Consider the following 19,182-nt stretch of genomic DNA (forward strand, 5'->3'; position numbering starts at 1 on the left):
TGTTCCCATTCAAGGAGGAGAATGAGATATGAAAATTCGTTCCATGCTGCTGGCAACCGCCGGTCTCGCCGCAATGGTTTCCGGTTCCGCTCTCGCGCAGGAGGGGGCAACCGTCGCCTTCCTGATGCCCGACCAGGCATCGACGCGCTATGAAGAGCACGACTATCCGGGCTTCAAGGCCGAGATGGCCAAGCTCTGCCCGTCCTGCACTGTTATCTATCAGAATGCCAATGCGGACGTCGCACTCCAGCAACAGCAGTTCAACTCGGTGATCGCGCAGGGCGCCAAGGTCGTTGTTCTCGACCCGGTCGATTCCGCTGCGGCTGCTGCGCTTGTCGAAATCGCCCAGTCCCAGGACGTCAAGGTCATCGCCTATGACCGGCCGATCCCGAACAAGGCTGCCGACTACTACGTTTCCTTCGACAACGAAGGCATCGGCCATGCGATTGCCAAGTCGCTCGTCGATCACCTGAAAGCGAGTGGTGTTCCGGGCGGCTCGGGCGTCCTGCAGATCAACGGTTCACCGACCGATGCGGCGGCAGGCCTCATCCGTGACGGTATCCATCGCGGTCTGAAGGACTCGGACTACAAGACGCTTGCCGAATTCGACACGCCGGAATGGGCGCCGCCGAAGGCACAGGAATGGGCGGCTGGCCAGATCACCCGCTTCGGCGCCAAGATCAAGGGCGTGGTTGCCGCAAACGACGGGACCGGCGGTGGCGCGATCGCCGCCTTCAAGGCCGCCGGCGTAAACCCGGTTCCACCGATCACGGGTAACGACGCGACGATCGCTGCCCTGCAGCTCATCATCTCGGGCGACCAGTACAACACGATCTCCAAGCCTTCGGAAATCGTCGCCGCTGCCGCCGCCAACGTCGCGGTCAAGCTCCTGAAGGGCGAAACCCCGGAAGCCAAGACCACGCTCTACAACACACCGTCCGAGCTCTTCGTGCCGGCCGTTGTGACCGCGGAAAACATCAAGGCTGAGATCTTCGACAAGGGCATCCAGAAGCCCGAAGAAATCTGCACCGGCGAATATGCCGAGGGTTGCAAGAAGCTCGGTATCACCCAGTAATGATCTCCCAAGGCGCCCGGCCGGGGCTTGCTCCGGCCGGGCGTGACCCATGTCGAAAGAAGAGCGCCCGTCATGCAACGAAATGACATCGGTCTGCCTCCAAAAGGCACGACCATCCTGAAGCTGAGCAATGTCTCGAAGAACTTCGGTGCTGTATCCGCTTTGTCCGACATCGAGCTGGAGGTGAAGGCGGGCGAGGTCGTCGCTCTGGTCGGCGACAACGGCGCCGGCAAGTCGACGCTAATCAAGGTTCTGGCGGGCGTCCATCGGCCGAGCTCCGGCCGGATTGAGTTCTGTGGCCAGGAAGTCTCGCTCGACAGCCCTAGCCGCGCGCTCGAACTCGGCATCGCGACGGTGTTCCAGGATCTGGCGTTGTGCGAAAATCTCGACGTCGTAGCCAATCTTTTTCTCGGCCACGAGATATCGCCCTGGAACCTCGACGAGGTGGCGATGGAAGTGCGAGCCTGGACCCTGCTTCGGGAGCTCGCGGCCCGTATCCCCTCGGTCCGAGAACCGATCGCCTCGCTCTCCGGCGGCCAGCGCCAGACGGTCGCGATCGCGCGCTCGCTGCTGCTCGACCCGAAGATCATCATGCTCGACGAGCCGACCGCTGCCCTCGGTGTCGCCCAGACGGCAGAGGTTCTGAATCTGATCGAGCGCGTGCGTGAGCGCGGCCTCGGCGTCATCATCATCAGCCACAACATGGAAGACGTACGAGCAGTCGCTGACCGCATCGTGGTCCTGCGTCTCGGCAAGAACAACGGCGTCTTCAGTCCGGACGCGTCCAGCCACGAACTCGTGGCCGCCATCACAGGGGCCACGGAAAACGCCGTCTCGCGCCGTATCGGCCGCAAGAGCGGCGAGCAGGCAGCAACCGGCGGGAGCCACGCATGAGCACCGACATGTCCCCCAATTCCAAGCCCACCTCGCTCGCACTCGATCGCAGCGACGAGCGTGTCAGCCACGCCGACGGCATCGGCGGCACAATCCGCGCCTTCATCAGCCGCGTCCGCTCCGGCGATCTCGGCATGCTACCGGTTGCGATCGGCCTGATCGTCATCTCGACGGTCTTCAGCATCCTCAACCCGATCTTCCTCGCACCGAACAATCTGGTGAACCTGCTGTTCGATAGCGCCACCGTCGGCATCATCTCGCTCGGTATCGTCTGCGTCCTCATCCTCGGCGAAATCGACTTGTCGGTCGGCTCGATGAGTGGTCTCGCCTCCGCGATCATTGGCGTGCTCTGGGTCAATTCCGGCATTTCGCTGCCGCTCGCTATTGGTGCCGCCCTGGTCACGGGCGCGGCAGTAGGTGCACTCTACGCCATGCTTTACAATCGTCTCGGCATGCCGAGCTTCGTTGCCACGCTTGCAGGCTTGTTGGCATTGCTTGGGATGCAACTCTATATCCTCGGCCCAACGGGCAGCATTAATCTGCCTTATGCTTCGCCGCTCGTCCGCTTCGGCCAGATCCTCGTGATGCCGGACTGGCTGTCCTACCTGCTCGCCCTGGTCCCGGGTGCCGTCCTGATTGCTGCCGGTCTGGTGATCAGGAAGCGCCGTCAGGCGGTCAATCTCTCCTCGCAGCCGCTGAGCAGCCTCGTCGTCAAGGCCGCCGTTCTGACTTTGGTCCTGGAAGCTGCCGTCTACTACCTCAATATGGGGCGCGGCGTGCCATGGATGTTCGGCCTCTTCGTGGCTCTTGTCGTCATCCTCAACTATGCACTGACCAAGACTCAGTGGGGTCGGTCCATGTTCGCGGTCGGTGGCAACCGTGAAGCCGCCCGCCGCTCCGGCATCAATGTCCGCCGCATCTACATGAGCGCCTTCATGCTGTGCTCAACGCTGGCCGCGCTCGGTGGCACGCTCTCGGCAGCCCGTCTCGCCTCGTCCAGCCAGCAGGCGGGCACAGGTGACGTCAATCTGAACGCCATCGCCGCAGCCGTCATCGGCGGCACCAGCCTCTTCGGCGGTCGCGGCAGCGCTTATTCGGCACTTCTCGGCATCATCGTCATCCAGGCGATCTCGAACGGCCTGACGCTGCTCAACCTCAGCTCGTCGCTTCGCTACATGATCACCGGTGCCGTTCTCGCCATCGCCGTGATCGTCGACTCGCTCGCTCGCCGTTCGCGCGTCAGCCATGGCCGCGCCTGATTTGAAAACTGGAGACCTGTTATGACTGAACTGATGAAGGGCAAGGTTGCGGGGATCACCGGCGCCGCCTCAGGTATCGGGCTTGAATGCGCCCGCACACTGATCGCCGAAGGCGCGACCGTCGTTCTGATCGACCGCGCCAAGGACAAGCTCGAGACGCTTTGCCAGGAACTCGGCGAGCGCGCAAAGCCCCTGGTGGTCGATCTCTTCGACGGTCCTGCCGTCTCCAGCATGCTTCCCCGCATCCTGGAGCTTGCTGGCCGGCTCGATATCTTCCATGCCAATGCCGGCGCCTATATCGGTGGGCCGGTGGCCGAGGGAGATCCGGATGCCTGGGACCGGATGCTCAATCTCAACATCAATGCCGCCTTCCGCTCGGTGCATGCGGTCCTGCCGCACATGATCGCGCAGAAGTCGGGCGACATCCTGTTCACCAGTTCGATTGCCGGGGTGGTGCCGGTGGTCTGGGAGCCGATCTACACGGCATCGAAGTTCGCAGTCCAGGCCTTCGTGCATTCGACCCGCCGTCAGTTCGCTCCGCACGGCGTGCGTGTCGGTGCGGTCCTGCCAGGGCCAGTCGTCACGGCACTGCTCGACGACTGGCCGAAGGCCAAGATGGAGGAAGCGCTTGCCAATGGCAGCCTGATGCAGCCAAAGGAAGTGGCCGACGCCGTGCTCTTCATGCTGTCGAGGCCGCGCAACGTGACGATCCGCGATCTCGTGATCCTCCCGAACAGCGTCGATCTCTGACGCCGGCGTGATCCGGAAGCACGCACACTACAAGCCGACAGCAGAGCGTAAGATCATGACCCCAGCCCAAAACTCGTCCGAGGGAGCCCAGCAATACGTCATCGGCGTTGATGTCGGAACGGGAAGCGCGCGTGCGGGTCTGTTCGACCTCTCCGGCAAGATGCTGTCGGTCGCCAAGCGCGACATCACGCTTTTTCGCGAGGCCGGCTCGATCGTCGAACAGTCGAGCACGGAAATCTGGAACGCGGTCTGCGCGATCATCCGTGAGGCGGTCGCTTCTGCCGGGGTTGATCCGACCCGGGTCGTCGGGCTCGGCTTCGATGCGACGTGCTCGCTCGTCGTGCTCGGGGAGGGCGGCAAGCCGCTCGCCGTCGGGCCGTCGGAGAAGGCCGAACGCAATATCATCGTCTGGATGGACCATCGCGCGGTTGCCCAGGCCGAGCGCATCAACGCCATGGGTCATGACGTGCTGCGCTACGTCGGCGGGCGCATTTCTCCCGAGATGGAGACGCCGAAGATCCTGTGGCTGAAGGAAAACCGCCCCGCGATCTTTGCGGCCGCCTGGCAATTCTTCGACCTTGCCGATTTCCTCACCTGGAAGTCGACCGGCGATCTTTCCCGCTCGACTTGCACCGTGACCTGTAAGTGGACCTATCTCGCCCATGAGGCGCGCTGGGATGAAAGCTATTTCGAGAAGATCGGTCTCAACGAACTGGCGGCTGAGGGCTTTGCCCGCATCGGTACAGCGATCGTCGAGCCCGGGACCCGTCTCGGCCAGGGGCTGACGGAAGAGGCGGCAAATGAAATGGGGCTGAAGCCTGGCACCGCGGTCGCGGCCGGCATGATCGACGCCCATGCGGGCGGGATCGGCACGGTCGGGATCGGCGGCAATCCCACCGAGAACCTCGCCTATGTCTTCGGCACCTCCTCCTGCACCATGACCTCGACCGCAGAGCCGGTCTTCGTGCCCGGCGTCTGGGGGCCTTATTACTCGGCCATGGTGCCGGGCATGTGGCTGAATGAGGGCGGTCAGAGTGCGGCCGGCGCTGCGATCGACCAGCTTCTCTCCTTCCATCCGGCAGCAAGCGAGGCGACAGCCAGGGCGCGCGTAGCGGGCAAGTCGCTTCCAGCCTTTATGGCCGAAATCGCCACGGGCAAGGTCGCGAATGCCTCGGAGGCGGTCGAGCTCGCGGCCGGCCTGCATGTCGTCCCGGAGTTTCTCGGCAATCGCGCGCCCTTCGCCGATCCGCATGCCCGCGCGGTCATCGCGGGGCTTGGAATGGAGCGCGACTTCGACAACCTGGTCGCTCTCTACATCGCCGGCCTTTGTGGCATCGGTTACGGACTGCGCCAGATCATCGAGACGCAGGCCAAGGCCGGCGCTTCGGTGGAACGGGTCGTCATCAGCGGCGGTGCGGGGGCAAGTCCGCTGGTCCGGCAGATCCTCGCGGATGCCTGTGGCAAGCCGGTTCTCGCCCCAGTCGCAGAGGAACCGGTCCTGCTCGGCTCGGCCATCCTCGGCAGTGTCGCTGCCGGCGTCTATCCCGATGTTCGCCACGCCATGGGCACGCTCTCATCAGTTGCCTCGGTGTATGAGCCGAGGGACCAGGATATGGTCGGGGTTCATGAACAGCGTTACCAAGCTTTTCTCAGCCTTCAGGAAATTTCGAGAAAGATACGACCTTCGACGGCGCTCGCGGTTTGAAATTGCTCATGCGTGTTCTGATGCCGCTCGTCATGCGAGGCGGGTAGGTGCCATCAACTACGGCGCGTTGCAGGCCGGCGCGATGAAACAAAGGAAGTGGGTCGATGAACACGACTAGCAAAGGTCGTAGGATCGTCGGTCTCTTCAAGAGCGGATGGCAGGTTTCATGCGGGAAAGAAAAGTTCGACGACCGTTCCCTTGCCCGGCAACGAGGTGATACGGGCGTCTCCGCCGCTTTGGCGCACGAAGCCGTAGACCACAGCCAGACCAAGACCGGCGCCCCCTTCGGCATCGCGGGTGGTAAAATAAGGTTCGAACGCCTTGTCGATCGCCTCCGCTGTCATGCCGATGCCGTTATCCGCCACGCTGACGTTGACGCCGGCATCGCTGCGGGAACAACGGATGAGAATCGTTCCGCCCGCCGGCATGGCCGCAGCGGCGTTCAGACAGAGATTAAGGATCGATTGCTCGAAGAGGGCCGCGTCGATGAAGACAGTGGGCAAGTCGTCGTCTATCTCGAAGGAAAGCCGGCACTTTTCGCCGATGGCGATTTCCAGCACGTCGGCCATGCCGCGCAGCACTGCGCCGATCTCCACCGGGCCAGGATTGCTCGGCTGCTGGCTGCCGATCGAAAGCATGCTTCCGGCCAGGGACCTGCCCCGGTCGGCTGCCTTGCGGATGCGGGCGATGTGCCGCTTTTGCCGGTCATTGAAGCCGGCTTCGCGCTCCAGCAGGCCAAGGCTGCCGGTGATGATCCCGATCATGTTGCCTACCTCATGGCTCACCTGATGGGTCATGCGCATGATGCCGTCGAGGCGCTGGATCTTCGCAGCCTCGGCCTCCTGCCGATCCATGTCGGTAATATCGCGTGCGAGAAGGATGATCCCGCCATCCGGCTGGCGCGATAGCGAAACTTCCGTCACCCGGCCGGCATCGGACCGATGGCGCAGCACGGCCCGGTCGCGGAGCAGTCCGGCATCGTTCTCGGCCGGCAGAAGTGCCGGATCGATCTCTTCAAGGGGCGCGACGAAACTGCGGAGCGGCAGCTTCCGGGCCGAGCCGGACCAGCCGACCAGCTCGATGACGCGCCGGTTCATCGTGATTGGCCGGCCGCGCGGATCGAACAACGCGATGCCCTCGTTCATGCTGCGGAAAGTGGAACGGATGGTGCGGGCGGCCGCCTCGGCCGTGCGCCGCAGCCGCGTCACGCGCTCGACACTCTCCCGGAACGCACGGAAAGCTTCGAGCAGACGGACCAGTTCCGTCTCCGTGCCCTCATAGCTCGGCGTCTCGACATCCTTGCGTCCTTCGGCCAGCGCGTTCATGCCGGTGGAGAGCGCGACGATTCCGCGCGAAACGCGCATGACGGAGCGGATGGAGAAAATCGCCATGACCAGCACAAGCAGCGACGCCAGGGCGACGATGACAAGCAAGCGGCTCAGAGCGTCGGACGTCGAAATGAGATCTTCGTTGAGACCCCGGGCGACGGCCTCGCTCTGGGTCTCGGTCGCATGCGAGAGATCGCGAGAAACGGAATGCAGGCGCCCCACTGCGGCGCGGATGGAAAACATTTCAAGCAGATAACGGGTCTGAGCCTCAAAGACCCGCTCATAGGGCATCAACTCGTCGGGGGAAATCCGCGAATCCGGGGCGGCCCGTTCAAGGCGCTGCGTCGTTTCAGCGACATAGCGGCGACGCAGTTCGCCGAGCTGGAAAAGACTGTCCGAGTTCGACGCCGACTGCACGATATCGTTGAGCTGCCGGCGGAAATCGGCGTCTGCGATCCCGCCGCCGGTAGCAATTTCCCCGAGCGCGGCCGCGGCCTCTGCCTTGTGCTGCTGAGCCGCTTCCGCATCGCCGGCAAGTGTCGTCGTCTGCATGCGGATCGTCTCCAGCAGCTCGACGATGTGGGCCCCGGCAAACCCCTTCATAACCGTCTCGTCGTGTTTCGGCTGCATGGTGAGAAGCAGCGCATCGACCTGGGCGACGACCGACCTGCTTTCGCTGGAGACCCTGTAAGGCGACGTGGCGTTCATCAGGAAAGGCGCGCTGGACACCAGATCGGAGACCTGCCGCGAGACAAGTGATGCCTTGGCGAGACTTGAAAACGCCTGCAGGCCGTAAGCCGCCATCTCCTCGCGGGCGCGCTGGAGGCCGTAGACTGCGACCGTGGCCAGACTGAAGACAAGTACGCAGATGAAGACAATCGCGAAGGGCAGCCGAAAGGCGATCGAGGAGAGAAACGGGCGACTGATCACGGCGAGAGCTCGCCGTCGTCGGTACTCAGTACATAGCCCTTGCTGCGGCGTGTCTGGATGTGGCGCGGCAGGTCCGGATTGCGCTCGATCTTGCGGCGAAGGCGCAGCACGAGCACGTCGACATTGCGGTCGATATAACGCTCGCTTTCGGCGCCAAGCCTGTCGAGGATGTGAGCGCGGCTGACGGGCAGGTTCGGGGTCTCGGCAAGAATTTCGAGGAGGGCAAATTCGGCGTTGGTGAGGGATTTGGCGGGATCATTCAGGCAGACGGCGCGCCGGTTTTTAAGATCGACCGACCAGTCGCCGAGCCTCAGCGCCGCCGGTTCATGCTTGCGGTCGATTTCCGGCTCGTGCTTCAGCGAGGGGATCGTCCGGCGCAGCACAGCCTTGATGCGCGCCGTCAGCTCGATCGGCTCGAAGGGTTTGACGACGTAGTCGTCCGCCGCCGTTTCCAGGCCGAGCACCCGGTCGGCGGCGCTGCCGGCGGCCGTCACCATGACGATGCCGATATTGGTCTGCGCACGGAGGCGCTGCGCGAAGGTGCGACCGGAGGTGCCCGGAAGATTGTGGTCGACCAGAACCAGATGCACGGTTTCGCGGCTGATCACGCCAGCGGCCTCTTCTGCCGACGGTGCGGTAAGCGGCGTCCAGCCCTCCGCCTCCACCAGGTCGGAAATGAGCTCGGCCATATCCGGATCGTCCTCGACGATCAGAATCCTTATCCTCTCATTCAACATATGCACGTCCTCCCGCGCCCATCATAGGCGGGGCCATCGCAATCTTCAAAGCGGCTCGCATTATGGGGCCTGTCATATTTGTAATCTTTGTCACTTTCGGAATGCCGGGCCTGCCCGCGGTTGTAAGAACGGTAACCATTCTGAGGGTTGCGGCAGCTGGTAGATGTGGCATCCTGACTGCGGAGATTGGGACGTTCACCGTTCCAAATGGGAGGATATCGTGAGAGGTAAAAGCGCTTTCGGCGCGGGCGTTGCATTGTGGTTGTGCAGCGTTTCGGCTGGCATGGCCGCCCCATCGCTCACCGTGCTATGCGGTGTCGATGAAGCGTGGTGCGCCGAGATGAAGACGGCCTACGAGACGAAAACCGGCCTCGAAATTGCGATGACCCGCAAGAGCACCGGAGATATTCTCAACCAGATCCGTGCCGAGAAGGCGGCCCCGACAGTCGACGTCTGGTGGGGCGGCACTGGTGACACGCATCTGCAGGCGGGTTCGGAAAACCTGCTCGAAACGTATCAGCCGGCGCATGAGCGAGACCTGCTGCCCTGGGCGCTGAATTTTTTTGCCATGTCCGGTAGCCGCTCGGCGGGCATCTATGCCGGAGCGCTCGGCTTTGCCTACAACGCCGACCTTCTGCGTGAACTGAAGCTGCCTGCACCGACCTGTTGGAAGGACCTGACGGACATCGCCTACCGCGGCCGTATCCAGAGCGGCAATCCTAAGTCGTCGGGGACCGCGTTCACGACGCTTGCGACGCTCGTGCAGCTTTTCGGCGAAAACGAGGCTTTCCGCTTCCTTGCGGCTCTCAACCGCAATATCGACCAGTACACGACCGCAGGTGCCGCACCGGTCAAGGCGGCGGCGCGCGGAGAAACCCTGATCGGCATTTCCTTCATGCATGACGCCGTGACGCAGAAACAGGCGGGATCGCCTCTCGTCATCGTCGCCCCCTGTGAGGGTACCGGATACGAGATCGGGGCTGTCAGCATCGTCAAGGGTACCCGGCATCCGGAAGAGGCAAGGCAGTTCGTCGATTTCGCCCTGAGCCCGGAAGGTCAGGGGACCGGTGCCGCTGCCGGCCAGAACCAGGTCCCGTCCAACGCGAAATCGACCTTGCCGCTCGCCGCCCCCGATATCTCGTTGATCAAGATGGTCGATTACGACTTCGCTACCTTTGGCTCGCCGGAAGAGCGAAGTCGGCTGCTCGAACAGTTCGACGCGGTGATATCAGCGACTAACTAACTGCCAACACCAACCACGACCCGAACTTCGTGAACGCGCCGCTCGCAAGCAGGCCGAAGGCCCTGCCGTGTCTCGTTCGCACCAAAATCGGAAAACCAGGCAACAGGAGGATGCCCCGATGAAACAGACCCTTTCCCTTATGCTCTTCGCTGGTACGGCGCTTGCAGCTCTCCCGGCGCAGGCGGCCGGCGACCTCAACCTCATTTGCTCGGCGGACGTCGTCATTTGCGAGCAAATGAAGGGCGATTTCGAGAAAGCCCATGGCGACATCAAAGTGAACATGGTGCGCCTCTCATCCGGCGAGACCTATGCCAAGGTACGTGCGGAAGCGCGCAACCCAAAGACGGACATCTGGTGGGCCGGGACGGGCGACCCGCATCTGCAGGCCGCTTCTGAAGGCCTGACGCTCGAATACAAGTCGGCTAAACTCAACGAACTGCACGACTGGGCGAAGAGTCAGGCGGAAAGCTCCGGATACCGCACCGTCGGCGTTTACGCCGGCGCGCTCGGGTGGGGCTACAACACGGAAATCTTCAAATCGAAGGGGTTCAAAGAGCCGGCTTGCTGGGCGGACCTCCTGACGCCGGAACTGAAGGGTGAGATCCAGATCGCCAATCCAAATTCCTCCGGTACGGCCTACACGGCGCTGGCCTCTCTGGTGCAGATCATGGGCGAGGATCAGGCTTTCGATTACCTGAAGAAGCTCAACAATAACATCTCGCAATACACGAAGTCCGGTTCCGCGCCGGTCAAGGCGGCCGCCCGCGGCGAAACGGCTCTCGGCATCGTCTTTGTGCACGATGCGGTGGCGCAGACGGCAGAAGGCTTCCCGGTCAAGTCGGTTACGCCGTGCGAAGGCACCGGTTACGAGATCGGCTCCATGTCGATCATCAAGGGTGCGCGCAACCTCGACAATGCCAAGATCTGGTACGACTGGGCGCTGACCTCGGAAGTCCAGTCGCGAATGAAGGACGCAAAATCCTTCCAGCTCCCCTCCAACAAGAGCGCCCAAATCCCCAAGGAAGCTCCGCGCTTCGAGAACATCAAACTGATCGACTACGACTTCAAGACCTACGGCGACCCGGCAAAGCGCAAGGCGCTCCTCGAGCGCTGGGATCGTGAAATCGGCGCCGCCGCCAACTGATGGTGTCCTGAGTGGCGGCGCCCTCCCTCTGGGGTGCCGTCTCCTTTCAACGCAATGACAGCGAGGTCGGCCATGATGCATGGCAATCGAAGGCTGGACGTCGTCCTGCTCCTGGGCGCGGTCGCTATGACCCTTCTGCCCTGGTACCGGATCGACGGTGGCTTCTACGGGCTGGGCTGGCTGGCCGGTTTCCCCTTTTCTTCCGCAGCGGCGCCGAATCTGGTGCAGGTCGGCGTGCACGGCCGGCTCTGGCTTGCCGGTGCCGTCCTGCTCCTCCTCATCGCCGGTGCTGCCCGCGGTATGGGAGATCCGATGCGCCGGGGCGTCGTTCTGGCTTGGGTAGGCGCGCTGGGCATTCTGTTCCTCGCGTTCCAGGGCCTCGCCATCGGCCTTACCGGCTGGACATGGACTATCAGCGGGACGCTGTTCGGGCCATTGTCCGACGGCCAGCCGGCGATGGGCGCCGGTGCTGTCCTTTCCGCCATCTCCTTCGTGCTGCTCTTTGCCTTCGGTCTTGCCGAGCGTGGTGTGATGAAGGGAGATGCCTTCGTCGTCAGTGCGATCTCGCTCCTCGTCTTCCTCGTCATCGTCTTCGTCTTCTACCCGATCGGCAGCATGTTCATCGGTGCGGTGCAGGATTTCGACGGCTCGTTCAATCCGGATAACTTCACCCGCAACGTGCAGGATTCCGGCATCTGGAGCCTCGGCTGCCTGACCGGTGGCGCGCGCTGCGGCGTCGCCTGGCGCACGCTCTGGCTTGCCATCATGACCGGCCTCGGTTCAACACTGCTCGGCCTTGCCTTCGCGCTCGTCGCCACCCGTACGCGCTTTCCCTATAAGAAGGGCCTGCGCCTCCTGACCATCCTGCCGATCATCACGCCGCCCTTCGTCATCGGTCTTGCGCTGACCCTGCTCTTCGGCCGTGCCGGCGTCATCACGCAGGGCCTGTCCAACCTCTTCGCCATCGAGCCCGGCCGCTGGCTTTACGGCCTCACCGGCATCTGGATCGCGCAGGTGCTGTCCTTCACGCCGATTTCCTTCCTCGTGCTGATCGGCGTCGTCGAGGGCGTCAGCCCGTCGATGGAGGAGGCTTCGCAGACGCTGCGGGCCGGCCGTTGGCGCACCTTCTGGCGCGTTTCGCTGCCGCTGATGAAGCCGGGCCTCGCCAACGCCTTTCTCATCGGCTTCATCGAGAGCATGGCCGATTTCGGCAATCCGCTGGTGCTCGGCGGCAGCCATGGCGTGCTCTCGACGGAAATCTTCTTCGCGGTCGTTGGTTCGCAGAACGATCCCTCGCGCGCCGCCGTACTCGCCATGGTGCTGCTTGCCTTTACTCTGTCTGCCTTCCTTGCCCAGCGTTTCTGGCTTTCCGGCAAGAATTTCGCGACGGTCACGGGCAAGGGTGACAGCGGTGCCCACATCGCCCTGCCGCGCGGTGTCTCGATCGGCGTACACGCTCTCGTCATCCCGTGGGGCCTCTTCACGCTCGTCATCTACGGAATGATCCTCGTTGGCGGCTTCGTTAAGACCTGGGGCCTCGACAATTCCCTAACCCTCGACCACTACGCCAAGGCCTTCTCGATCAGCTTCGACAACGGATTTGTCTGGACGGGCGTCGCCTGGAACTCGTTCTGGACAACGATGGAGATCGCGCTGATCTCTGCACCGTTGACGGCGATCGTCGGCTTGCTGACAGCCTATATCATCGTGCGCCAGAAGTTTGCCGGCAAGAACGCCTTCGAATTCGCTCTGATGATGAGCTTTGCCATTCCCGGCACGGTCATCGGCGTCAGCTACATTATGGCGTTCAACCTGCCGCCGCTCGAAATGACCGGCTCGGCACTGATCCTGATCGCCTGCTTCGTATTCCGCAACATGCCGGTTGGCGTGCGCGGCGGCATTGCGGCGATGAGCCAGCTCGACAAGAGCCTGGACGAAGCCTCGCTGACGTTACGCGCCAACAGCTTCCGCACGATCCGCAAGATCATACTGCCGCTCCTGCGGCCTGCAATCACGGCGGCGCTGGTCTATTCCTTCGTGCGCGCCATCACCTCCATCAGCGCCGTCATTTTCCTCGTCAGCGCCGAATACAACATGGCGACCTCCTACATCGTCGGCCTCGTCGAAAACGGTGAATACGGGGTGGCAATCGCCTACTCCTCCATGCTCATCGTCGTCATGGTCGCCGTCATCACCGGCTTCCAGCTTCTTGTTGGCGAACGGCGGCTTCGGCGCGAAAACCGCGTCGCCGGCATTACCCCGTCCGCCACTCTTCGTCAGGAGAAAACCGCATGATTACCCAGAAAGCCGGTTCCGTGGTCTTCCAGAACGTGAAAAAGACCTTCGGCGCCTTCACCGCCATTCCCGACCTCTCGCTCACCATCGAGCCCGGAACGCTCGTCACCCTGCTTGGCCCCTCGGGCTGCGGCAAGACGACGACCCTGCGGATGCTCGCCGGTCTTGAACATCCGACGGCGGGGAGAATCCTCATCGGCGGCAAGGACGTCACCATGCTGCCGGCCAACGAGCGCGACGTTTCCATGGTTTTCCAGTCCTATGCACTCTTTCCGCACATGAGCTCGCTTGAGAACGTCGCTTATGGCCTCGAATCTTCCGGCCTGTCCCGCAGGCAAGCGCGGGAGAAGGCGGAGGAGGGGCTGGCGCTCGTTGGCCTGGCCGGCATGGGACAGCGTCTGCCGGCCGAACTCTCCGGCGGACAGCAGCAGCGCGTCGCGGTGGCTCGTGCGCTCGTACTGGAGCCGCAGGTGCTTCTGCTCGATGAGCCTCTCTCCAACCTCGATGCCCGCCTGCGCCGCCGGGTGCGCACGGAAATCCGCGAACTCCAGCAGCGCCTCGGTTTCACCGCCGTCTATGTTACGCATGATCAGGACGAGGCGCTCGCCGTCTCGGATCGCATCATTGTCATGAAGGACGGGCAGATTGCCCAGTCGGGAGCCCCGCGCGAGCTTTATGAATCGCCCGCTTCCTCTTTCATCGCCGATTTCATGGGGGAAGCCAATGTGATCCCGTGCGACGTGCTCGGCATCGATGGCGCCGACGCAGAAATCCGTATCGGCGGATTCCTGCATCGGGTGCCCGCGGGCAGGGCGAAGCCTGGTGCAGCAAGCCTCGCCGTCCGCCCGAGCGCTGTCTCGCTGTTGGAGGGGCGCGGGCAGGGGCTCGCCGGCCGCATTCTGCATTCGGCCTATCTTGGAGACCATGTCGAATACGAGGTCGAAACGGAGGTCGGCACGCTCTTCATCGTTGACCATGCCGTTGACCGTATCCTCCCTGCCGAGTCCGAAGCCACATTAGGCTTCCGCGGCCGCGGCATCGCTCTTATCAGCGCCTAAGAGCCCCTGAGCCAATGCGTTCGAAGGAGCAAGTATGATTGATATTCTATCGCTCGAGAATAATTTCGAGGCTGTCATTTTCGATTGCGACGGCACGCTCGTGCACACTCCCCCTGTCTATGCGGACGCATGGGCCTCCGGCTTTTCACTTTCCGGCAAGCTGATGAGCCATGCCTGGTACTTGGCGCGTGCGGGGATGTCTGAAGCGGTTCTCATGGATGCCTTCGAACGAGAATTCGACGTTGTGCTCGATCGCGAATGCGTCATTGCCACGATGCGATCGCGCTTTCTCCGGAATGTACACAATGTGCGCGAAGTTCGCGTGGTTGCCGCAACCGTTCGCCGGCTGGCTGGCGTGCTTCCGATGGCCGTTGCCTCTGGTGGTTCCCGAGAAATCGTTACAGCCACGTTACAAGGAACTCGTCTACGGGAGTATTTCAGCGAGGTGGTCACGATAGATGATGTGGCTAATCCAAAGCCGGCGCCGGACCTGTTCCTGAAGGCGGCCGCTTTGTTGGGAATTGAACCAAACCGATGTGTCGTGTTCGAAGACAGCGAGCAAGGAATTGAAGCAGCTCGACGGGCGGGAATGAGCGTCATTGATGTAAACAGCTTCGCTCTCCACGAGCCGCAATGCGAGACCACGGTAGGCGGCAGCTCGATGCGCAACCCTGACGAACATCGGCAACGATCCTCCTAGTCACCTTTGCTGTCTCACCCCGGCCTCGCAAGCTGACGGCATCGACCTCTTAAACAGTCAACGACCAGAACCATTCAAGGAATACCAGCATGACGTTGCAAGAAACCGGACTTGATAAGCGCTTCGCTCTCGCCAAAGCGATTGCACGTGAGGCGGGCGCTATGGCGCTCGATTACTTCAACCGGCGCGAGACGCTCGTGATCGAGACGAAGCGGGATCTGCAGGACGTCGTGTCCATTGCCGATCGCAATGTCGAGACGCTCATACGACAGCGCGTGGCGGAAGCCTTTGGGGCAGACGGATTTTTGGGCGAGGAAGGCGGTTACCAGGAAGGACAGTCGGGATTGATGTGGGTGGTCGATCCGATTGACGGGACGGCGCCGTTCGTCAATGGCATGCCGACATGGTGCGTGTCGATCGCAGTTCTGCACCGCGGTGTGCCGGTGATCGGCGTAATCCATGTTCCATGCGATGATGAACTCTACGCAGCAGCAGCAGGCGCGGGCGCGAGCCTGAACGACAAGACGCTCAGCCTCGATCCGTCAAGAACTTTGCAAAACGGCATGACCGGCATTGGCTGCAACACCTATGTCACCCCGGAACGGGTAGGTGCGATTGTCTCCGCCTTGCTCGGCAAAGGCGGAAATTTCATCCGGAACGGCTCCGGTGCCCTGATGCTGGCCTATGTGGCCGCGGGCCGGCTTGTCGGATACTACGAGCCCTACATGCGCGCCTGGGATTGCATGGCCGGCTATTGCCTCGTCAAGGAAGCCGGTGGAAGCCATCTCCCTTTCCCCGCTGAGGGAGAAGCCCTGTTGCAGGGCCATCCGGTGCTGGCGAGTAATCAGACAGCCTACGCCGATCTGCTGGCAATCCATGCCGGTTGAACTCCCAGCCGTCCAACGCAGATGATTTCGTTTCGATTAAGGCGGCCAAGGACTGAGGGTGGCGTTCGATTGTTGGGTCCTAGAAATCCGACGCCCGCCCAGGGTAATTCATCGGCTAAATTGTTCCCAGGCGGTTTGTCTTGCGCCACTCTTCGTATTCTCCTTGCGCATCGTTATGCAGCGGATAATAGCGCTGCAACGACCCCCCCTCCATAAGCTTCGCTCGCGAGAACTCCTCCCATTCGTGATGCTTTTGCGACTCCTTGATTACCTGCGACGCCATTGCCACTGGAAGCACCACTACCCCATCATCGTCGGCGACGATGATGTCGCCGGGGATGACAGTGACACCGCCGCAGGCGATCGGAACGTTGACGGCATTGGGGTAGATGCTGGTCTGGACATGATAATTGGGCGTCCAGCCGCGCAGCCATAAGGGGAGATCCAGCTTCTCCACATTGGGCCGATCGCGCATGCACCCGTCGATGACGATGCCGGCGCCGCCTCTGCCCTTGAAATACGTCGACATCATATCGCCGAATACGCCCGAACTCATGTCGCCGCGCGCATCGACCACGACCACGTCGCCCTCCTGCGCGTGATAGAGCACATGCCGGTGCAACTGCGTCTCCGGATCGGCATATTCGCCCTCGGTGAAGAGGTCCGGTCGCTGCGGCAGGAACTGGAGCGTCAGCGCCGGCCCGACGATCGACTTCCCATGGTTCTGCGGCACGGGACCGACCATGTGCGGATTACGGAAGCCCATATGGCCAAGCGTGCCGGCAACCGTCGCGGCGCCGATGTCCTTCAGCGCGTCGATCAGGTCCTTGGGCGGCCGCGTAATGTCTGGAATATGCGTCATTTGAGACTCCGATGGATGAAACTACCAGTTCGTAACGGAACCGTCGCGGCGCCTCAGGTGAGGCGCCTCCCAGAAACGAAAGCTCTCCGCCTTGACCGCCTCTTCGTTGACCTCGACGCCGAGCCCCGGCAGATCGCTGACGGGGTAGTCGGGACCATCGAGCCGTGGCTGCACGGGGAAGAAGTCGGAATTGTCGAAACCCAGCTTGGTTTCGGGTGCCCTGGTCTCGAGCCAGGCGAAATTCGGCACCGCGGCGGCGAGATGGATGGTTGCGGCCGTGCAGACTGGGCCTAGGGGATTGTGCGGCATCAGATCCACGTAATGCGCCTCGCTCCAGCCAGCGACCTTCATGGCTTCGGTGAGCCCGCCGACATTGCAGACATCAAGCCGGTTGAACTGATGAATGCCGCGCTCGATATAGGGCAGGAACTGCCACTTGCTGGCAAATTCCTCGCCGATCGCGAAGGGGATGTCGGTCATCTTGCGCAGGGATTCATAGGCCTCCGGCGTCTCGTCTCGTATCGGTTCTTCGAGGAAATCAAGCACGCCACGGTCGAGTTTGTTGCAAAAGCTCGCCGCCTCCGCCACCGACAGCCGATGATGATAGTCGACGCCGAGCACGACCTCCTCGCCCAGCGCCTTGCGTGCCTTGTTTAACATGGCTGCAGTAGCGCCGATCGACTCGCGCGGCTCAAAGATATCCCTGCTGCTTTGCCCGATAGGGAAGAAGCGGATCGCCTGCCACCCCTGTGCGCGCAGCTCGCGGGCCCGTTCGATGGCAACTTCGCCCTCGGCCTCGTCACCGGTCGAAGCGAAGGTGGGAACGCGGTCACGCTGCTTGCCGCCCAGCAGTTCGTAAACGGGAACCCCCAGCGCCTTGCCCTTGATGTCGTGAAGGGCAATGTCGATGGCGGAAATCGCCGCCTGGAGAACACGCCCGCCTTCGAAATATTGGCTGCGATAACTTTCTTGCCAGATCCGACCAATCTGCATCGGATCGCGGCCGATGAGAAACTCGCGATAGTGCTCGATCGCGCCGACAACCGCCTTCTCGCGACCGCTCAAGCCGCTCTCGCCCCAGCCGAAGATGCCCTGGTCGGTCTCGACCTTGACGAGCATCTGGTTGCGTGTCCCCACCCATACAGGATAGGGCCTGATAGCGGTTATTTTGAATTTCGTAGTCATCCACGCCCTCGTTCACGCATCCGCTCTGTCTCAGTGGGCCTTGAGGGCCATTTCTGTTTCGCCGTCGAACAGATGCATCCGCTCCTGGTCGAACTCGAGCCAGATCTGCTCATCGGGCGCGACGGCAATGGTCGGCGGCATGCTGATGTTGACGAGAGCGCCGGACAGGAACGCCTGTACGAAAGTGACGTCTCCTGTCGGCTCCACCGTGTAGGCCTTGGCAGGGATGCTTCCTGGCACCGCACTCTTGTGCAGCTTGATCGTCGAGTGACGTGCGCCGAGCACGATTTTCCTGGTTTTTGCCTTCGCGACCTTCTGGGCGTTGTGTGGCGAGAGCTCGAGGCTCCAGCCCTCCGCGCTGGTCAACACGGACTTGCCGTTTGCCGTCGATGCCTCCAGCGGAACAAGGCTCATCGCCGGACTGCCGACGAAGCTGGCGACGAACATGTTCACCGGGTGGGCAAAGACTTGCGCGGGTGAATCGTATTGCTGCAGGTAGCCGCCGTTCATCACTGCCATCCTGTCGGCCATGGTTACGGCTTCGAGCTGGTCGTGCGTCACATAAATGATCGTCGCCTTGAGGTCCTGATGAAAACGCTTGATTTCCGACCGCATCTGCACGCGCAGCTTCGCGTCGAGGTTGGAGAGCGGTTCATCCATCAGGAATACCGATGGATCGCGAACGAGGGCGCGGCCTAGCGCCACGCGCTGTTGTTGCCCGCCCGAAAGTTCCCGCGGCTTGCGTTCGAGCAGCTCGGTCATGTCGAGCACTCGTGCTGCTTCCCTGACCTTCCTGTCGATCTCTTCTTTTGGCAGCCTGCGCATCTGCAGCGGGAACGCCAGATTTTTGTAGACCGATTTCTGCGGATAGAGCGCGTAATTCTGGAACACCATTGCGATGTCCCGGTCCTTGGGATCGAGGTCGTTGACCACCCGATCGCCGATGACGATGTCGCCAGATGTGAGGGGGATGAGCCCCGCCACAAGGTTGAGCGTGGTTGTCTTGCCGCAGCCTGAAGGACCGACGAGCGCAACGAATTCGCCGTCGTTGACCGTCAGCGAAACATTGTTGACAGCTTTGAAGCTGCCATAAGTCTTGACCAGATCTTTAAGGACCACGTGGGCCACCG

Annotated in this window: 16 protein-coding genes; 11 read left to right on the plus strand and 5 right to left on the minus strand. The window is 62.2% G+C overall.

Annotation, left to right across the window (positions count from 1 at the left end; translation table 11 throughout):
* The first annotated feature begins 28 nt into the window (after nt 1-28).
* The 5 genes from EDE05_RS07310 to EDE05_RS07330 all read left to right on the plus strand — a co-directional run bounded on the left by EDE05_RS07310 (nt 29) and on the right by EDE05_RS07330 (nt 5,683).
* Nucleotides 29-1,075: a sugar ABC transporter substrate-binding protein gene (locus EDE05_RS07310; RefSeq protein WP_105372868.1), complete on the plus strand. Its 1,047-nt coding sequence runs from the start codon at nt 29-31 to the stop codon at nt 1,073-1,075.
* A gap of 72 nt (nt 1,076-1,147) precedes the next feature.
* On the plus strand, nt 1,148-1,969 hold the full coding sequence (locus tag EDE05_RS07315) for an ATP-binding cassette domain-containing protein (protein ID WP_112799653.1): 822 nt from the start codon (nt 1,148-1,150) through the stop codon (nt 1,967-1,969).
* 8 nt (nt 1,970-1,977) lie between these two features.
* On the plus strand, nt 1,978-3,228 hold the full coding sequence (locus EDE05_RS07320; protein WP_132409675.1) for a sugar ABC transporter permease: 1,251 nt from the start codon (nt 1,978-1,980) through the stop codon (nt 3,226-3,228).
* 21 nt (nt 3,229-3,249) lie between these two features.
* Entirely contained in the window at nt 3,250-3,978 is a 729-nt protein-coding gene (locus EDE05_RS07325; protein WP_132409582.1) for an SDR family oxidoreductase, read from the plus strand.
* Nucleotides 3,979-4,033: 55 nt separating this feature from the next.
* Entirely contained in the window at nt 4,034-5,683 is a 1,650-nt protein-coding gene (locus tag EDE05_RS07330; protein WP_134100618.1) for an FGGY-family carbohydrate kinase, read from the plus strand.
* A 164-nt stretch (nt 5,684-5,847) separates the two neighbouring features.
* On the opposite strand, the gene EDE05_RS07335 is transcribed toward EDE05_RS07330, so the two are convergent.
* Both EDE05_RS07335 and EDE05_RS07340 read right to left on the minus strand, forming a co-directional pair.
* The gene (locus EDE05_RS07335) at nt 5,848-7,941 is read right to left on the minus strand and encodes an ATP-binding protein (protein ID WP_132409578.1); all 2,094 of its coding nucleotides are present in this window, start codon (nt 7,939-7,941) and stop codon (nt 5,848-5,850) included.
* A complete protein-coding gene (locus EDE05_RS07340) occupies nt 7,938-8,678 on the minus strand; it encodes a response regulator transcription factor (protein ID WP_132409577.1) in 741 nt (246 codons plus the stop codon). Before EDE05_RS07340 ends, EDE05_RS07335 begins: the two co-directional genes overlap by 4 nt.
* 220 nt (nt 8,679-8,898) lie before the next feature.
* On the opposite strand from EDE05_RS07340, the gene EDE05_RS07345 reads away from it, so the two are divergent.
* The 6 genes from EDE05_RS07345 (at nt 8,899) to EDE05_RS07370 (ending at nt 16,005) form a co-directional block, all read left to right on the plus strand.
* Nucleotides 8,899-9,921, plus strand: a complete 1,023-nt coding sequence (locus tag EDE05_RS07345; protein ID WP_207914817.1) for an ABC transporter substrate-binding protein — start codon at nt 8,899-8,901, stop codon at nt 9,919-9,921.
* Between the two features lie 118 nt (nt 9,922-10,039).
* Complete coding sequence (locus tag EDE05_RS07350) at nt 10,040-11,065, plus strand: ABC transporter substrate-binding protein (protein WP_132409575.1); 1,026 nt, start codon at nt 10,040-10,042, stop codon at nt 11,063-11,065.
* Between the two features lie 72 nt (nt 11,066-11,137).
* On the plus strand, nt 11,138-13,360 hold the full coding sequence (locus tag EDE05_RS07355) for an iron ABC transporter permease (protein WP_132409574.1): 2,223 nt from the start codon (nt 11,138-11,140) through the stop codon (nt 13,358-13,360).
* A complete protein-coding gene (locus EDE05_RS07360; RefSeq protein WP_112799638.1) occupies nt 13,357-14,418 on the plus strand; it encodes an ABC transporter ATP-binding protein in 1,062 nt (353 codons plus the stop codon). The genes EDE05_RS07355 and EDE05_RS07360 overlap by 4 nt, the downstream gene beginning before the upstream one ends.
* A gap of 34 nt (nt 14,419-14,452) precedes the next feature.
* Nucleotides 14,453-15,118 (plus strand): HAD family phosphatase, encoded by a 666-nt coding sequence (locus tag EDE05_RS07365; RefSeq protein WP_105372859.1) that lies wholly within the window; start codon nt 14,453-14,455, stop codon nt 15,116-15,118.
* Between the two features lie 89 nt (nt 15,119-15,207).
* On the plus strand, nt 15,208-16,005 hold the full coding sequence (locus EDE05_RS07370; protein ID WP_132409573.1) for an inositol monophosphatase family protein: 798 nt from the start codon (nt 15,208-15,210) through the stop codon (nt 16,003-16,005).
* A 115-nt stretch (nt 16,006-16,120) separates the two neighbouring features.
* Here the strand turns inward: EDE05_RS07370 and EDE05_RS07375 are convergent, their stop codons facing one another.
* From EDE05_RS07375 to EDE05_RS07385, 3 genes are read right to left on the minus strand one after another with little or no spacing between them, the layout of a single operon-like run.
* A complete protein-coding gene (locus tag EDE05_RS07375; protein WP_105372857.1) occupies nt 16,121-16,867 on the minus strand; it encodes a ribonuclease activity regulator RraA in 747 nt (248 codons plus the stop codon).
* Nucleotides 16,868-16,888: 21 nt separating this feature from the next.
* The gene (locus EDE05_RS07380; RefSeq protein WP_132409572.1) at nt 16,889-18,052 is read right to left on the minus strand and encodes a mandelate racemase/muconate lactonizing enzyme family protein; all 1,164 of its coding nucleotides are present in this window, start codon (nt 18,050-18,052) and stop codon (nt 16,889-16,891) included.
* Nucleotides 18,053-18,082: 30 nt separating this feature from the next.
* Nucleotides 18,083-19,180: an ABC transporter ATP-binding protein gene (locus EDE05_RS07385; protein ID WP_132409571.1), complete on the minus strand. Its 1,098-nt coding sequence runs from the start codon at nt 19,178-19,180 to the stop codon at nt 18,083-18,085.
* Nucleotides 19,181-19,182 lie beyond the last annotated feature (2 nt).

The organism is Neorhizobium sp. R1-B, from assembly GCF_004368875.1.
In the GTDB taxonomy this organism is placed as follows: domain Bacteria; phylum Pseudomonadota; class Alphaproteobacteria; order Rhizobiales; family Rhizobiaceae; genus Neorhizobium; species Neorhizobium huautlense.

What these genes read in the sequence shown, in the direction of transcription:
- EDE05_RS07365 (WP_105372859.1), top strand. Translation starts at nt 14,453, where the DNA reads ATGATTGATATTCTATCGCTCGAGAATAATTTCGAGGCTGTCATTTTC.
- EDE05_RS07360 (WP_112799638.1), top strand. Translation starts at nt 13,357, where the DNA reads ATGATTACCCAGAAAGCCGGTTCCGTGGTCTTCCAGAACGTGAAAAAG.
- EDE05_RS07380 (WP_132409572.1), bottom strand. Translation starts at nt 18,052, where the DNA reads ATGACTACGAAATTCAAAATAACCGCTATCAGGCCCTATCCTGTATGG.
- EDE05_RS07310 (WP_105372868.1), top strand. Translation starts at nt 29, where the DNA reads ATGAAAATTCGTTCCATGCTGCTGGCAACCGCCGGTCTCGCCGCAATG.
- EDE05_RS07325 (WP_132409582.1), top strand. Translation starts at nt 3,250, where the DNA reads ATGACTGAACTGATGAAGGGCAAGGTTGCGGGGATCACCGGCGCCGCC.
- EDE05_RS07370 (WP_132409573.1), top strand. Translation starts at nt 15,208, where the DNA reads ATGACGTTGCAAGAAACCGGACTTGATAAGCGCTTCGCTCTCGCCAAA.
- EDE05_RS07355 (WP_132409574.1), top strand. Translation starts at nt 11,138, where the DNA reads ATGATGCATGGCAATCGAAGGCTGGACGTCGTCCTGCTCCTGGGCGCG.
- EDE05_RS07320 (WP_132409675.1), top strand. Translation starts at nt 1,978, where the DNA reads ATGTCCCCCAATTCCAAGCCCACCTCGCTCGCACTCGATCGCAGCGAC.
- EDE05_RS07330 (WP_134100618.1), top strand. Translation starts at nt 4,034, where the DNA reads ATGACCCCAGCCCAAAACTCGTCCGAGGGAGCCCAGCAATACGTCATC.
- EDE05_RS07350 (WP_132409575.1), top strand. Translation starts at nt 10,040, where the DNA reads ATGAAACAGACCCTTTCCCTTATGCTCTTCGCTGGTACGGCGCTTGCA.
- EDE05_RS07340 (WP_132409577.1), bottom strand. Translation starts at nt 8,678, where the DNA reads ATGTTGAATGAGAGGATAAGGATTCTGATCGTCGAGGACGATCCGGAT.
- EDE05_RS07315 (WP_112799653.1), top strand. Translation starts at nt 1,148, where the DNA reads ATGCAACGAAATGACATCGGTCTGCCTCCAAAAGGCACGACCATCCTG.
- EDE05_RS07375 (WP_105372857.1), bottom strand. Translation starts at nt 16,867, where the DNA reads ATGACGCATATTCCAGACATTACGCGGCCGCCCAAGGACCTGATCGAC.